The organism is Mesorhizobium sp. B2-4-12 (assembly GCF_006441575.1).
GTDB lineage: Bacteria > Pseudomonadota > Alphaproteobacteria > Rhizobiales > Rhizobiaceae > Mesorhizobium.
In genome coordinates, this window is record NZ_VFVC01000048.1 from 30360 (window position 1) to 45645 (window position 15286).

Sequence of the window (15286 nt, forward strand, 5' to 3'; positions counted from 1 at the left end):
GGCTACGTCCTATGGGAGGGAAGAAGGCGCTGCAACTCTGCTTGAGTCCTGCGCACGAATGACAGCTGCCGCTGCAGCGAGACCTGCCGTGTGTGATTCAACATCATATTATGTGTGAGCGTATCGATCCTCACGGAGATAACTTCGAGGGTCTCGCCGTTCTCGAGCGCCTGCACAGAAAACGCGGCGCAGTCCGCCATCGCGTTTTCCGACGGATAAAGTTGCGTCGCCTCCTTCTCGATTTCGACTTGCGTGGCCTGAAGAAGGCGAACCAGCCGGCCAAGGCGCCTTTCATCGACATGTTCGCGCGACGGGGACCTCAATGCGGGAAACGGCATTTTGCGGCCCAATCCTTAACGTGAGCGCCCGAATGGAACGCATGTGCCAGAATACAAAACACTCTCGCCTCTACGAGACATCCTTTCGGCGGCCGATTGGCATCTCCTATTGGATGAGGGGAGCGTATCTGGGTGTCAGGACTGCCCGAATTCCTGACGAGGCCGGCGCCCCACAGCATGCTAATACCCTCCCTCGTGAGCGATTTCGGAGCGGAAGGTGTCCTTTACAAACTCAATTACATCACGAGGCGGTGTCGGGCCCGCCGCCGCGCTGGATGGTAGTGGACGTGACTTGGGCAGCCATTTGATCGCCGCCGAGATGGCGCCCAATCGCCGGGCTGTTCCTTGGCGGCCTTCGTCCAGGACGTCGGCATGGCTTTTCGCAGTCTGCCTGCCTCACGCCGCTGCTGCCAGCTCCTCGCCGGGGCCACAGTGACAGCCTCGACGGAGAAGCCTATAATCCGGCTCTGGTGCGCTGCTCCGTCCAAAGGGCGCCACGACATGGCCGATGCTCTCGACCTGCAGTTGCGCCAAGATCCATAGGTCGGAGCCAGTAGTTAGAGATTTCTTGAGAAGGGACTCGAGTATGGCATCCGAGCTGGTGTGTTTTGTCATGAGCGGGGGCGTGGGCTCGCGCCTGTGGCCACTTTCGCGCGAAGACAATCCAAAGCAATTCCACGACCTTTCGGGCGACGGTTCAATGCTCGCAAAGACTGTCCGGCGGCTCAAGGCGCGGCCCGACAATCAGACCCCAATCTACCTGATCGCTTCCGAACGACATGCCGATCGCGTTATCTCTGACATTGCTTCGCTCGGCCTGAACGGCGGTAAACCGATCTTCGAGCCTGTCGGTCGCAATACCGCCGCAGCCGTGGCCATAGCCACCCTGCAGACAATCTCGGAACATGGCAGCGATGCACTTGTGCTCGTGGTTCCCTCCGATCATGAAATATCGACCGACGCGCAATTCTGGGAGACCGTCGAGTCGGGCGTTCCTGCCGCCGAGTCAGGGAGCATCATCGTGTTCGGCATCAAGCCAACGCATGCGGAAACTGGATACGGCTACATCGAAGTTGCAGGAACTGATGACCGCGTGGCTGCAGTTTCGCGCTTCGTCGAAAAGCCCAACGCCGAGACAGCGCGCAAATACGTATCGTCAGGGCGATTCTACTGGAATGCCGGCATTTTCCTGTTTCGTGCCGACACCATGCGTCGGGCATTTCTCGAGTTCCAGCCGGACATCTGGGAAACTGCAGAACGGGCCCACAAGACTGCACGCACGGACCTCTCGGGTATCTGTCTCCCCCAGGGCTTCTACTCGGCCGTCCCCTCCACCTCGATCGACTATGCCGTCATGGAGCATGCACGCGATATTGCAATGGTTACAGCTTCCTTCCGCTGGAACGACCTTGGGTCGTGGCAATCGCTGCTCGAAGCGAGCCCGACAGACGGCAATGGCAATGTCGTTATGGGCGACATCGTCGCCATGGACTGCGACAGCTCCTACCTTAGAAGTCAAGGCAGGCTGCTGACCGTCATCGGCATGAAGGGGGTGGCGGTAGTAGCGACACCGGACGCGGTGTTCGTCGCCCCTGTCAGCCACAGTCAGAACGTGAAGAAGGTCGTCGAGCAGTTGGAAAAGAGCGGACGGCTTGAGACGAAGTACACGCCCTCGGGAGACCGGGTCATCATCAACGGCTCCTGGCGCAAGCGCGTCGAACATTGGCTCTTCAACGAAACCCTGCCGCTTTGGTCCACCGTAGGGGTCGATGATGTGAACGGCGGCTTTCACGAGGCGCTCGGTTTCGACACAAGGCCGCTGGGGAAGCCCAAGCGCATGCGCACCATGGCTCGCCAGATCTACGCCTTCGCGGTGGCCAAGGAACGCGGCTGGGCGGGACCAGCCGACAAGCTGATCGACCACGGCATCGACTTCATTGCCAAACATGGCCGTACCACCCGTGGCGGCTGGGTGCGCACCCTTAATGTCAATGGCAGCGTGGCTGACCCTGCGGAGGACGCATACGATCATTCCTGCGTACTCCTGGCACTTTGCCATGCTCATCGATGCGGCCATCGCGAGGCCTTGCGACTGGCGCAAGAGACATTTCATTTCATCGACGCGCATCTCGAAGACGACCGTCTGAACGGCTTCCTGGATACCTCCGGCTCCAACGGGATGCGGTTTTCGAACCCGCACATGCACATGCTGGAGGCTTTCCTTGCGTGGCATGGCGTTACTGGCGACCGCACCTATCTGCGCCGGGCGGCTCGCGTGGTCGATCTCTTCAGATGCCATTTCTTCGACCAGGAGAGCTGGACGGTAGGGGAAAATTTCGACGTCGACTGGCTACCTTTGCCTGGAGAAAAAGGCCTGTCGACCGAACCCGGCCACCATTTCGAATGGGCTTCGCTTCTCATCGATTTCGCTCAAAAAAGCGGACAAAAGGACTTGGCCAGTTATGCACGGAAGCTCTATTCGTCCGCGATCGCCAGCGGATTGAATCGGGCTACGGGTCTGGCTTACGCGGCTGTGTCGCGGCAGGGAATGCCCATCGACCGGCTCTCCCGCAGTTGGCCGCAATGCGAGGCTATCAAGGCAGCCATAGCCTTGGACGGCATAGGCGGGCCTGATTTGAAACCAGAGATAGAGGCCCGTGTCGCCCGCCTCTTTCGATGGCATATCGATCCCGCCCCCCTTGGCTTGTGGATCGACAGAATTGACGAGCGCGGAAGATCACAGGCAACGGAGGTTCCCGCCAGCATTTTCTACCACTTGGTGACGGCCTTGATGCAGTATTTGGACAAGACCGAAGGGCAGATCGAATCTTTCCCGATGCCGGCTTTGGGCCTGGGCAAGAGCTTCGCCGCGCGGGCTCTGGGCTAAGCCTCACGGTCTGCCCCACACTATTCATCCGGCTGGGTACGGAAGAAAATTCGACGGCGTGGCAGGCCAGCGATGTACGCGCCCGTCCGATCAAAGGTGGCGAGACCCGCCGCTGACGGCAAGCGGCGACCCCGTTAGCTGGGTAAGTGACCATGGTTTCTCTGATAAAAGACTTGTCGCCGTTCTCCGATGCGACGTCTCAGCGGCGACGGCGGTATCGTGGTGTCCCAAGGTGGAAGGGCAAGCTACGGCTAATTCGGTACGCCTGCCTCTGTGTCGTCGCTCCAAACCGGGATAGCATGCTTACAATATGTCTAAAGGGACGCACAGATTGAGCTTTTCCAATCTCGTTGCCGCCGCGGATCGCGATTAAATCGCTCAAGGCGAGGTGATGTGAGTCCAAACACCCTTCTTGTCCGGACAGTTGAGAAGCATACTATGGCAAAAAAGAAATCGCGTACTAGGCCCAGCAGTGATCTCTTGAAATTGCTGGCCACCAGGCCTCGAGCTGTTGCCCTTGCCGCGTTGCACGTAAGTGAATCGGTGCTGCTTGAACTTGAGGCATCGGAATTGTTGTCGGCAAGACAGATAAGAGGGTTGCTCAAGGACGCATCAAAGACCTTGCGGAATGCCGCCGGCCAAGTGGACAATCGCAGCAGCTTCATCGCCGCCGAAATAGTCGATTCCATGCAAGAAACTTTCACAAGAAATAAAAGCTAGCTGCGGGGTTGCGACGCACAACTTGCTTTCGCATGCTGGTAGCTGCGACGTCGCACGGGTACCCATCACGCCAAATTTAATGTACATTCGATCCGTTGGGGATAGAAAGGAAGACATCGGGCGGGCTTATAGATGTTGTACGCTTCACAGTCTTTGGGCGGGAATGAAAAGCGGTCATCGTATATCAGGCTTGCCGACGAAGATTCGGCGCTCATGAAGACGCTGGGGTTCACATCGAAGCGTTATCCACCCGAGACAGTCATTTTCAGCCAGGGTGAGGACAACGATCGCGTATTCATAGTCGAGTCGGGCTGGGGTTGTCTGTCGCACGAACTTGCAGGGGGGCAGCGACAGATCCTGGATTTTGCCTTGAAAGGCGATCTCGTCCTGTCCCGGTTGAGCGGGGGTGGCGCGCTTGAAACGTTTGTTGCTCAAACCGAACTGAACGTCTTGGTAGCCTCGACCAAGACATTTACGCTCGCAGCCATGAAATCCCCCCATCTTTTCTCTCTGATCGTCGAGGCTCTTGGGCACAAGGGTGCCGTCATCGCAGAACATCTCACCAATGTTGGACGTCGCAGTGCCTTGGCGCGGACCGCACATCTGTTTCTCGAATTGAGGGCGCGCCTGGAACACATAGGCTCCGTCACCCGCGATAGCTATGAATGCCCTTTGACCCAGTACGATCTCGCGGACGCCCTCGGCCTCACTCCGATTCATGTCAACAGGATGCTGCGCGAACTGCGCGAGCGTAAATTTCTCGAATTCCGGCAAGGCCGTGTTCGCGTGCTCGATCTACGAGGCATGACGGAATATGCGGGTTTCGAATGCAGCTATATCGACAGTTGACATCTGGCTGTAGGAGCAACTTGGCATCCAGATGCGTCCTCAGCGAGGTGCGCATTGCCGTCCCGCGGCAAGGCGGGCAAAAGGGCAAGTGGTTGCGCGGTTTGGCTCCGCACGGCCATTGGCGCAGGCTGACCCTTCCCGGCGCATTGCGCCGGGGCCGGCTCGAAGCCTTGCGTGTTCGACCGCCCATCTACGGGCAGTGCTTCCGCGGCGCCGGCTTGGTGATTTCCATCTCCCTTTAGCTGCTGGCCAGCAAAGCCCTAGGGCAAATGTTGGTGTCCGCAACCAAACCTATGGCGCAGCGCCGATGCCGCCGGTGCGCCGTTCGCTCATCGCGGCGTTGTCAAATCCACATGCGGGCAGCTTTGCTAGCGCGAGCTACATCCCCTGATTGGACATGACCTGGAATGGCCGGTGCGGTCTGGAGTGTTGGGATGCGGGCCACACCGGCCATCGCGGTCGGGGGGCCTCCCGCAAGGATTGGTATATCTTATATTAGCTACAGTGCAATTAAGCCTATCGGACGACCACCACCATCGCCGCGAACGGGAAGGATTCGAGTGCAGACCGAGCATTGCGGACTTGCTGTTCAGACCGAGTTGGAGACCGTCGGGAATGCCGATTGCGGCGACTCGACACAGCGCGTTCCCTCCCCTGTACTGAGCCTCAGCCTGGGGAAGGCGAACAGTTTGCGGGCGCTTTGCCGCCTTGGTTCTGCTCAGGGGCAACCTTCAGCGGCGTTGGTTGACTGTTCTAGCACCTGCCGATGATTGCCATTCTTGGGATGCTCTGGACATCACCTCGGCTAAACGCCCCGATGCTGGAACGTCGGCATGGAAACACACCGATCTCATCATCGACGTCGTGCCCGGTCGCGGCGGAATGTTCTCGCTTGAGAACGGGCGGGAGAAGCGGTTCCTGACGCGGTCGATGGTTTGTAATGTTGAGCCAGGAGCCAGCTGATCTGCCGGCCTGCGGGTTTTTCCGGAGCGCCGGCCCCTGAGGCGACATGTGCCTCCCCCCAGCCAAGGAGGCTGCTCCCTGTTTGTTTGAGCGCAACGAGCAGCCCGGAAGGAAGGTGCAAGATGTTCGCTTTCAAACGCGGGCGAGCGGCATGAAACACAAATTCGGCGACGATGCGATGATGGACGAATTCATGCGGAAGGCGCCGGCGGCGATCCGCATCGTGTTGCAGCACGGCATGCTTTGTGTCGGCTGCCCTATTGCTCGTTTCACACCGTTTCCGATGCAGCTCGGGAGCACGACCTGAATGAAGAAGAACTACGCTGCGATCTGCTCGCGGCGATAGATGGCGGCGACCCGGACTAGCCCTTTTCCACGCGGCCTTCCGCGACCAAGAGGAGCCGGTGCGGTTCGACCACCGTCACCTTCTGACGCCCGCTTTTGACCAGTCCCTGGTCTTCCCAGGCCGAGAGCAGCCGGCTCACCGTATGCAGCGTCGTTCCAGTCATCTCGGCTATGTCCTGGCGTGAGATCGGGAAGTCGATCAAGATCCCCTCCTCCGTCTTTCTGCCTGACTGCTTGACCAGCTTGAGCAACGCATGCGCTATGCGCTGTTCCACCTGTTCGGTGGGCATCTCGACTACGCGCGTGTGTGCGTCCTGCAGCCTTGTCCCTACGCTCTTGTAGGTGTTGGCAGTGAAACTGGGGAAGTTGGCCGCGAATGTCGGCCAGAGCTGGCTTGGCCAGGCCAGAATCACGCAATCGACGGCGGCAATCGCATTTGCCGGATAGGTGGCGCGGCCCAGCGCATGGGCGATGCCCAGCAATTCGCCTGGACTTAATAGCGGACAGTCACGTCTTGACCCTCCGGCGTCGATCTCACCACGCGCACATGCCCGTCGAGCAGCAGGAAAAAGGAATGGGCGTCCTGCTCCTGTTCGAAAATCAGGTGATCCTTGGCAATCCGCGCGGATCTTGCCTGCCCGACCATGCGGTCGAGATCGGCGGCGGCCATGCCCTCGAAAATGGAGAGCCCGGCAATCAGCGAGCGATCGAGGCTGGCCAACCGTATTACTCCTCAGCTTGATCGCCACAACGCGTCCAGATCATTTGGCCGGACTGTGTCATGGGCGACCGACTGGCGGCAAGTGATGCACAGTCGAACGATGCTCAATCTCATGCCGTATCTCTAGCAATAGCTCGAGATTCTGCCGTACCGCCTTGGCGACGGGCAGCTGGTCGTTGCATTTGCCGAGTTCCCAATAGGCTTCCGCGCCGCTTGCCAATACCTTGGGTGCGCCGTTGATTTTGTAGCGATAGTCGATCCCTTCGCGTTTGAACCAAGCATGGCAGAGGTAGGTCCATGCGACCATGGCTGTGGTGATGAAGATCTCTGCGCGGAAATGGAGGCCCGCTGAGTTGAAGTTATGGACTGCGGCGATCATTGCCTCGCGGGCCTTCACGAGCAGCTCGTCGCCCCTTAGGCTGAGGCCCGTCTCACCGTCCACATCCGGCCAACAGTTTAGGAATTCGGCAAGTTGCTCCGAATTGGCTGGCTTGATCGCCTTGTGCTTTGCTTCCGACCGATTTCCGAAATCTGCCGATGATTGATCGAGCGCGTCGGCCGGGTGAAATAGGCAAGGATGTCCTGGTCGTTATTATTCTTGGTCGCGAGCATTGCCTTGACCAGTGCTACTTCCCAGCGTTCAACATGATGGCCCCTTTTCCGGTTTGGCATGGCTTGAAGATCCTGCTTTTAGTTACCCAAGAGGGCGCGCCGAGTTGGTCCCGGTCGAAGCGGCAAGTCACCTCATCGGCCAGCGACTGGAGCCTGCCGTCTAGGCAATCGTAGGGGCAGCAGTCACGAACGTGCGATACTATCGACGCGGCCTTCACTGTTGTGCGTGCGCAACCATGACAGCAAGGCCTTCGTTGTTTCTGCGCCCTGCGGAGAAGGTGTCGGAGTGATTTCGAGCAATCGGATCATGCGTGTCGTTTGCTCGTTGTCTAAGCGCACGGTTGTCCTCTCACTAAGCTTCATTATTCCCAGCCACAGTTGAATCTCGTGGGTTCCGACTTGACCCACCTCAACCTTTCGCACTCGCGCCTTTATCATGGCGGCAATTCGTTCGTCCGAGGGTAATTCAAGATCAGCCAGGATTGCATACTGTGGCAAGAACAGTGTGGCGCTACCTAAGAGTGACAAAGGTCTAAGTCCCGCTTCACCATCCGCCATTAAATTCTCACGAAGCTCAGACGTGACCCTGGTTTTGAGGTGCGCCAATAACGAGGCCGGCAGGCACCCATCTGGCAGATGGTTAGACAGAGAGAACAGCGCCCCTGACAAATCACCTGTATTTGCGTTGGCAACCGCTTCTTGCAGCCACCCACAGGCTTCGAGCACCTTGAGTAAATAGCGGATAGCCTCTCCGTCTCGACTGCTAAGTCGCACTAGGTGCGATAGGTGAGATATCCCTGCAGACAACCATCGGAGTGGATCGGCATCTGTGATTTGTCTGTCGCACAGAGGTCTTGCAATATCCTCTCGTCCTTTTTCTGCAAACCAGGCAGCGGCCGTCACAGTTTCTGGAACCAACACCGCGCGGGCGTACGAAAGCTGAGCCTCCGTCCACTCCTGGACGTCAATTGATGAAAGCAACTGTTCTCCTGCCGGATGTTTGCGCAGAAATGCAGCAGTCTGATGTGCCGCAGCCGCATAGAAAAAAGTAGAAACCTTGCCGGCCCTAATTTGTTGAACAGTCGACTTGCGTATTGCCTCAAGCGATAACGAAAAATTTCGCTCGTGGAGCACGGTGAGCGCTCGAATCCAGTTGCTGACGTGTCTCGTCGCTGCAGCTAGGCGCCAGAGCCCAGGGTCACTTGAAAGAGCCCTGTCTAGCGCTGTCCACTGGCTCCGGTGTCGTCTTAGCAAGGATGTAATGACCGCGGACAATTCGTCGAGGTTTGCACAGGTATTGATCCAACTTCCGTCCGGAACTGAGGCCATCGCGATGTTCAAAGCCGCCGAGCGTTCGGTGTCGCTGGGCCCCACCCCGGCGAGACGAAAGGCTACGGGGATGCTGGTTTGCGAGGCGGCGAGCCGCTCTGCTTTCCCGCCATCTGTTACAACTCCCCTCCACCGGCGTCGGCGATGACAAGCCCGCTGGCCATCGAGCGTGCCAATCCTGCGTCTCTCCGGGGAAGAAGTTCTTCGGTGGGTTCGATTTCCACCCGCGCGAGGGCAGCCAAACGAAGCAAATTATCGGCTTCAGGTGTGTTTTGCACCGGCTGCCAATAGTGGCTTCGCACACCGTCGACGGCGTCTTCAGGTGTGAGCGTAAGCTGTCCACGTGATATTGCGGTGAGGCGCCTCTCTACCGCAGCACTAAAAGCTACGAGATCGACGCTTGAGTGTGGACCTTCTGAATCTCCCCCAAAAGTGTCGATCCATTGGTTCATCTGTTGGACCGAAACGGAAAGGCACCCTAGCCCCGATACGCCCCAACAATCGCGCCAGAACGCCCTTCAGGGCGGCTTCCCTGGCACGGAGGACCAGAGGCTCTATCGTGCCGAGGGGGGAGCCTTCTAGGTTCTTTTGCTCCCTACCCAGCAGCAGCAACTTTGGCTGCACGACCTCCGACAGACGGTCCCATTCACTGGGATCGACCCCTCCTACAAGTTGCGACTTGCGACTGTCACGTCCCGGGTCGTGGCGGCCCTCGCAACAGCCGCTGCGAGTGCGACCGGCCCGAACTTCAGACTGGGTACCGCGCTGGAGCAGCGAAGTGAGGCTCGATGGGACTTGGGACATGCTGATGGGGCGCATATCCAGTCAGGGAGACCACCTTGTCCGCTCCCCACAGTCCGGCAGTGGAAATCAGGCCGCTCATTAGCCCAAGCTCGCTGCTGTGAGGTCGAGCCTCATCGGGAGCTTGCGATAGACCGAGAACGGCTTGACCGGCATCAGGTCACAGATCCGCGAGCTCCAACGGAGGCATGAGGGCCAGCGAACCGACGCCGCAATGGATTTTTAACGCTTCCGCCACGTCATGGATGGCATCGCTTGGCGTATCGAAGGCGCCGAGGTAGCCGGCTTCGTCTGCCGCGATTCCTAGCTTGATCTTTGTACATCGCGTAGGCGGCAACCGAGACTGAAATCTGGGACATGCCATCATGGCCGACGAAGCGGATGCGCTTGCCCGCCTCGTCATAGCTGCGGATTATTGAACGCGGTCCGTGAACAATTTTTTGCATTCCTATCTATCGAGTGCCAAAGCGCCTATAGGACGGGTGCGGTCGCCATCAATGACGGCCCCAGAAAGAGCCCCCCATGAAATTCCGGCTACTCCACGACCGCGTCATCATCCGGCGCGCCGAAAGCGACACCAAATCCAAAGGCGGCATCATCATTCCCGACAATGCCAAGGAAAAGCCGCAGGAAGGCGAAGTCATCGCTGTCGGCCCAGGTGCGCGCGACAAAAATGGCGCGCTGATCGCGCTCGACGTCAAGGCGGGCGACTTCATCCTGTTTGGCAAATGGTCGGGCACGGAAGTCAAGATCGACGGCGAAGACCTCCTGATCATGAAGGAAGCCGACATCATGGGCATCATCGACAAGACCGAGATGGCCAGCACCGACAAAGCCGGAGCGGTCAAGAAGGCCGCCTGATCTCGCTGTTCCCAAAACCCGAACTGGATAAGAAAATGTCTGCCAAGGAAATCAAATTCTCCACCGATGCACGGGATCGCATGCTGAGCGGCGTCGAGATCCTCAACAACGCGGTGAAGGTCACACTCGGCCCCAAAGGCCGCAACGTCATCATCGCCAAAGCCTATGGCGCGCCGCGCATCACCAAGGAAGGCGTCACCGTCGCCAAGGAGATCGAGCTTGTCGACAAGTTCGAGAACATGGGCGCGCAGATGGTGCGCGAAGTGGCCTCGAAGACCAACGACCTCGCCGGCGACGGCACCACCACCGCCACGGTGCTGGCTTCATCGATCCTGCGCGAAGACGCCAAATTCGTTGCCGCCGGGATGAACCCGATGGACCTCAAGCGCGGCATCGATGTTGCCGTTGCTGCCGTCGTCAAGGAGATCAAGGCGCGAGCCAAGAAGGTCAAGTCGTCAGCCGAGATCGCCCAGGTCCGCACTATCGCGGCCAATGGCGACGCCTCTGTCGGCGAGATGATCGCCAAGGCGATGGACTAGGTCGGCAATGACGGCGTCATCACCGTCGAGGAAGCCAAGACCGCCGACACCGAGCTCGCGGGCGGGGATCGTCGACGCCGAGTACCGGGTCGCGCGTTGCTATCTCGAAGGCTCGGGTGTCCCTCCGAGCCGTACAGAAGGCGCCCGGTGGCTACTGCGGGCAGCCAGCCACGGGAACGCCGATGCGCAAGCGCTCCTCGCCGCTCTTTATCTGACCGGACTGGTGGCCGAGGACGCTGACGGCCAGAGCGCCGGATCCGAGCAATTGTTCAAACCAGATTGCCCAAGCAAACCAAACTTCGCGGCCGCTTTCGACTTTGCCTCCAAGGGGGCCGAGGCAGGCTCGTCTACGGCACAGGCGATCCTTGGATTTATCCTTACCAGCGGCCCCAAATCGATGCGCGATGCCGATGCGGCGCACCGCTGGTACGAGAAGTCGGCTTCTGCGGGTTGCGCCGAAGGGTGCCTTGGCTTCGCCCTGTCGCTGGCGCGCCGCGGCAAACGCGAAAACCGGGTCAGGATAGCCGAAGAGGTAAGGCGCGCAGCCGACGCTGGGCTGCCGACCGCAACCTATCTTCTTGCGGTTCTTACCGAGCACGGGCTCGGCGTGACACGAGACATGGCTGCAGCCGCTCAACTCTATCAGGCTGCTGCAGAGAACGGCCTGCCCTCCGCCCAGTTCCGGCTGGGATTGGCGCTGATTGACGGTGCACTCGTCGACCAGGATGTCGCTGCCGGAGAGGCGTGGATGCGACGTGCCGCCTTGGCCGGCAATATCGAGGCAGCCCATCTCCTGGGCAATCACTATGCGAAAACGCAGCGGCCGGATTTTGCAGAAGCCGCAAACTGGTATCGGCGAGCGGCCGAGGCGGGCCACCAGGCCGCCGCCCGCGCTTTGGCCTCGCTCTATTTGACGGGAAACGGCGTAGCCCAGGACGTCGAAGAGGGAGCACGCTGGCTGCGCGCTGCGGCAAATGGCGGCAATCAGGAGGCACAGATCGATCTTGCCAATCTTGTCCTCGCAGGAGCCGGAGAGCCGGATGACAGTGCTAGCGTTGCCGGATGGTTCGAAGCGGCCGCTTCATCGGGCGATCTGATCGCCGCATTCAATCTTGGGCTCTGCTTCGCCAACGGACTCGGTGTTCGCCAGGACGAGGGGCAAGCGGCGCAATGGCTAAGGCGCGCGGCCGAAGGTGTTCCCGACGGGCAATACATGTATGCCCGCCTCCTCCAGGATGGGCGCGGCGTTGCGGCCGATCCATCGCAGGCCCGCGTCTGGTTTGCCCGCGCAGCCAATGCCGGTATGCTCGACGCGCAAGTGGCACTTGCCGAGATGCTGCTCAACGGACGCGGGGGCCGGCGTGAGCCTAAAGTTGCAATGCAGCTTTTCGAGCAGGCCGCCGACGAGGGTCATGCCGGGGCGATGTTTGCGCTTGGAGCGCTGCATAGCGCTGGCCTGGGCTTGCCGGTCGACCAGATGACAGCGCAGAAATGGTACGCCGCCGCTGCCGGACGTGGACATGGCCAAGCCCAACTCATGCTCGGCCGTTATCTCCTCAAAGGTCTCGCCGGAGAGCGCGACGCGGTTGCCGCTCGCCTTTGGCTCGAGCGCGCGGCCGCACACGGTATCAGTGAGGCGGCCGACGAACTCGCTGAGTTCGCCTCTGGATGAGACCTGCATGTGCAAGCACGCCAACCCACGCACCTGCCACGAACAAGGACAACCGGAGAATTTTACGTTTCGTGCCGAAGCCATTGGCAGTCCTTGACTACATCGGGCCGCGGATGGAGGAGTTCCGATCGCGACGCCAGTCCCTGATCGACCTTGCCGGACGCCGGGAGCGCCAGGCACAGATGTTCGCCGACTAGCAGTACTTGCGACCTGCCGGTCGTTTGCGGTTCCCTTCCCCCTTAACCAAAAACAAAGTGGGTGCAATCCGCATGCTTTACAAAATCCTAATTTTCGACTTTAGTAATATGACATGTAAAGAGACGTGCGACTGAAACAGGGGCGGTCGCGCGAGTAGTTGGGGGTTTGGGGTTCGTAAGACGAATTGTCAGGATGTACCTAAGGTGCGACCGGCTTGGCGTGCCAAGGGTTTACCTATGTTGGTAATTCCGGGGTGTCCTGCATTTGTCTTTCGCTTTCCGAACTTTCTTACCGAGTGGTCGCCGAGGTGTCGGCGAAGGGCAGGGGTAAGTGCGAGTAGGTCGGAGAGAGTCGCCACCGCGAGGCCAGTGCAGGAATGCCGCAGGCTTTGTCCGTTTGAATGGTCGCGCCCCCGCGCAGGCGACTTCACAATGCGTGCGCGACCCCGAAGAACTGCTGTTCATCGCCCCCGTCGTTCCTGATCTTCCAACGTCGTTGAAAAAATTGCGGCCCGAGATGGGCGTGATCGTGCCCAGCGCGAAGTGGCCGGCCGCGCCCCAGATGACCGCGGCAATAAAGGGGCGCGACAATGTCTCAGCCGTTCGCCTGGCTGCGCTTGGCGCATCGGCTTCTTATCCGATGCATGGTCGCCTGTCTGGCGCGCCGATGAGGCGCGCGAGACAGCCGCAGTCGGCGAAGGCGGCGAACTCCGGCTGTGGAACTGCGAGGCCGGCACCGGCGCCAATGGCCGCGCTTTCATTAATTCCATGTCGCACGCGGCCAGAAGGTCGGTCGCTGGCGATCGAGTGAACTCAATGGGCAGTCGACAGGCATCAGGGTCCTGCCGCCGCTGAAAAGGAAGCAAGTCATGGCCTCGACAACAAGCAATGGCGCGACGGTCGACAACCTTAATGTGCTCGACACCCTTACAAGTGATAACATCGGCGGAAGCCAGATTATCGCACTGCAAGATATCGCATACGCCCTGTTCGCCACTACGAATGCGACGCAACTTCAGACGATCGATAACGCGTTCTGGACAGACAATCTGACGCTTACGTTTCAAGCTGCGGGCACCGGCCAATACTACACACTGTGGGCGACATCGCTCGACAACTTTTCGTTCGCACAGAGCGACCACTATGGAAACCTGCTTGCCGGCTCCCCTGCTGTCACCTTCAGCGCTAACAGCGCATCCGCTTTTCTGAGCGCTTTTTCCAGCAACCCAAGCCTGGCTGGCTCGGGCCTGTCGAGCACCTCTCTGCTCGCTTCTCTCGACATCAACAGCAGTATTGGCAAGAACGTCTTTCAAGCGACACTCAACGGTCAGATCGCCAACGTCTTCAGTTACGCCAGCGCGACTGATTCCTTCAATGGCACCGGGTCGCAGTGGGATGTGATCAACAATTTCAAAGCAGGCGTCGACAAACTCGATTTCAGGAAGCTCCTCAACGACAATATGATCGTCGGCTCGCAGGGCGGGCAGACCGCCTCCAGTGCGGGGCTGGGGGAATTCTTCTGGAAGGGCCAGCAATCCGCCAACACGACCAACCTCGGGGCCGCTGGCGCTTTTGCCGTCTGGTATACCACAGACGGTAGTGGTGGATCGTTCGTTTACACAGATACCAACGGGGATGGCATCGCCGATCTGAAAGTAAATGTCACTGGGGCCTCGACGCTCACGCCAAGCGATTTTCTCGGAGTCGATCCCCCAGCTGCGTTCACGGTCAAAATCAATCCGATCGAGCCTAGCCAGTCAAACCCTTGGCTGCTCAATTCCGCCGATGCAGTTGCCGGTGTCACCATTACCGGTACGGTCGCGAACTTTACGTCCAGCGCACATCTCATCGTCAGCCTAAATGGTCATAACTATACGGCCACGGTTGCCTCGAACGGTACATGGTCTGCTGTCATTCCAGCCGCCGATCTCGCGCATAACCTGCTGCCCGACGGCAGCTACACTCTTGGTGCGACGGTTAAGGTTGGATCTAGCACTGCGGCGTCCGATTCACATTCGCTGACGGTGGACGAGACGCCGCCGGCGATCACAATCAACACGATCGCGGGCGACAATCGTCTCAACCTGGCGGAATCCGCCTCCAATATGACCATCAGCGGCACCGCCACGGGGGTGGAGAACGGCCAGACCGTCAGCGTGGTGCTGAACGGGCATACCTACACCGGCACGGTGAGCAATAACGTCTGGTCGGTCACCGCACCGGCTGCGGACCTGGCGCATGGGCAGCTGGCCGACGGCAGTTACTCCGTGACGGCGAACGTGCAGGATCTCGCCGGCAACCCGGCGACGCAGGCGAGCAAGACGCTGACGGTGGACGAGACGCCGCCGGTGATCGCGATCAACACGATCGCGGGTGACAATCGTCTCAACCTGGCGGAATCCGCCTCCAACCTGACCATCAGCGGCACTGCCACGGGGGTGGAGAACGGCCA

11 protein-coding genes and 4 pseudogenes are annotated in these 15286 nt (G+C 59.5%); 10 read left to right on the forward strand and 5 right to left on the reverse strand.

Annotated elements, in window-relative coordinates; translation table 11 throughout:
• Nucleotides 1–2: 2 nt before the first annotated feature.
• The gene (locus tag FJ934_RS23260; protein ID WP_140612782.1) at nucleotides 3–338 is read right to left on the reverse strand and encodes a hypothetical protein; all 336 of its coding nucleotides are present in this window, start codon (nucleotides 336–338) and stop codon (nucleotides 3–5) included.
• Nucleotides 339–924: 586 nt separating this feature from the next.
• Here FJ934_RS23260 and FJ934_RS23265 point away from each other — a divergent pair.
• The 6 genes and pseudogenes from FJ934_RS23265 to FJ934_RS23285 all read left to right on the forward strand — a co-directional run bounded on the left by FJ934_RS23265 (nucleotide 925) and on the right by FJ934_RS23285 (nucleotide 6064).
• Nucleotides 925–3225 (forward strand): mannose-1-phosphate guanylyltransferase/mannose-6-phosphate isomerase, encoded by a 2301-nt coding sequence (locus FJ934_RS23265; protein WP_140612783.1) that lies wholly within the window; start codon nucleotides 925–927, stop codon nucleotides 3223–3225.
• A gap of 438 nt (nucleotides 3226–3663) precedes the next feature.
• The gene (locus tag FJ934_RS23270; protein WP_023781606.1) at nucleotides 3664–3945 is read left to right on the forward strand and encodes a hypothetical protein; all 282 of its coding nucleotides are present in this window, start codon (nucleotides 3664–3666) and stop codon (nucleotides 3943–3945) included.
• A 213-nt stretch (nucleotides 3946–4158) separates the two neighbouring features.
• Nucleotides 4159–4794: a Crp/Fnr family transcriptional regulator gene (locus FJ934_RS23275; RefSeq protein WP_246671609.1), complete on the forward strand. Its 636-nt coding sequence runs from the start codon at nucleotides 4159–4161 to the stop codon at nucleotides 4792–4794.
• A gap of 71 nt (nucleotides 4795–4865) precedes the next feature.
• Nucleotides 4866–5003 (forward strand): annotated as a pseudogene (locus FJ934_RS28515) (IS630 family transposase); the annotation flags it as partial.
• Between the two features lie 619 nt (nucleotides 5004–5622).
• Nucleotides 5623–5757, forward strand: a pseudogene (locus FJ934_RS23280) (DUF779 domain-containing protein); the annotation flags it as partial.
• Nucleotides 5758–5839: 82 nt separating this feature from the next.
• The gene (locus FJ934_RS23285; protein WP_348642503.1) at nucleotides 5840–6064 is read left to right on the forward strand and encodes a hypothetical protein; all 225 of its coding nucleotides are present in this window, start codon (nucleotides 5840–5842) and stop codon (nucleotides 6062–6064) included.
• 55 nt (nucleotides 6065–6119) lie between these two features.
• Here the strand turns inward: FJ934_RS23285 and FJ934_RS23290 are convergent.
• From FJ934_RS23290 to FJ934_RS23305, 4 genes and pseudogenes are all read right to left on the reverse strand, one after another.
• Nucleotides 6120–6823 (reverse strand): annotated as a pseudogene (locus tag FJ934_RS23290) (Crp/Fnr family transcriptional regulator).
• A 58-nt stretch (nucleotides 6824–6881) separates the two neighbouring features.
• Complete coding sequence (locus FJ934_RS28520; RefSeq protein WP_246671610.1) at nucleotides 6882–7220, reverse strand: DUF3644 domain-containing protein; 339 nt, start codon at nucleotides 7218–7220, stop codon at nucleotides 6882–6884.
• Between the two features lie 398 nt (nucleotides 7221–7618).
• Entirely contained in the window at nucleotides 7619–8569 is a 951-nt protein-coding gene (locus FJ934_RS23300) for a hypothetical protein (RefSeq protein ID WP_140612785.1), read from the reverse strand.
• A gap of 311 nt (nucleotides 8570–8880) precedes the next feature.
• Nucleotides 8881–9216 (reverse strand): hypothetical protein, encoded by a 336-nt coding sequence (locus tag FJ934_RS23305; RefSeq protein WP_140612786.1) that lies wholly within the window; start codon nucleotides 9214–9216, stop codon nucleotides 8881–8883.
• A gap of 871 nt (nucleotides 9217–10087) precedes the next feature.
• On the opposite strand from FJ934_RS23305, the gene FJ934_RS23315 reads away from it, so the two are divergent.
• From FJ934_RS23315 to FJ934_RS23330, 4 genes and pseudogenes are all read left to right on the forward strand, one after another.
• Nucleotides 10088–10426, forward strand: a complete 339-nt coding sequence (locus FJ934_RS23315) for a co-chaperone GroES (RefSeq protein WP_140612787.1) — start codon at nucleotides 10088–10090, stop codon at nucleotides 10424–10426.
• Between the two features lie 35 nt (nucleotides 10427–10461).
• Nucleotides 10462–10962, forward strand: a pseudogene (locus tag FJ934_RS23320) (TCP-1/cpn60 chaperonin family protein); the annotation flags it as partial.
• Nucleotides 10963–10972: 10 nt separating this feature from the next.
• The gene (locus FJ934_RS23325) at nucleotides 10973–12637 is read left to right on the forward strand and encodes an SEL1-like repeat protein (protein WP_140612788.1); all 1665 of its coding nucleotides are present in this window, start codon (nucleotides 10973–10975) and stop codon (nucleotides 12635–12637) included.
• A 1066-nt stretch (nucleotides 12638–13703) separates the two neighbouring features.
• A partial coding sequence (locus tag FJ934_RS23330) for an Ig-like domain-containing protein (RefSeq protein ID WP_140612789.1) occupies nucleotides 13704–15286 on the forward strand: 1583 nt, incomplete at its 3' end.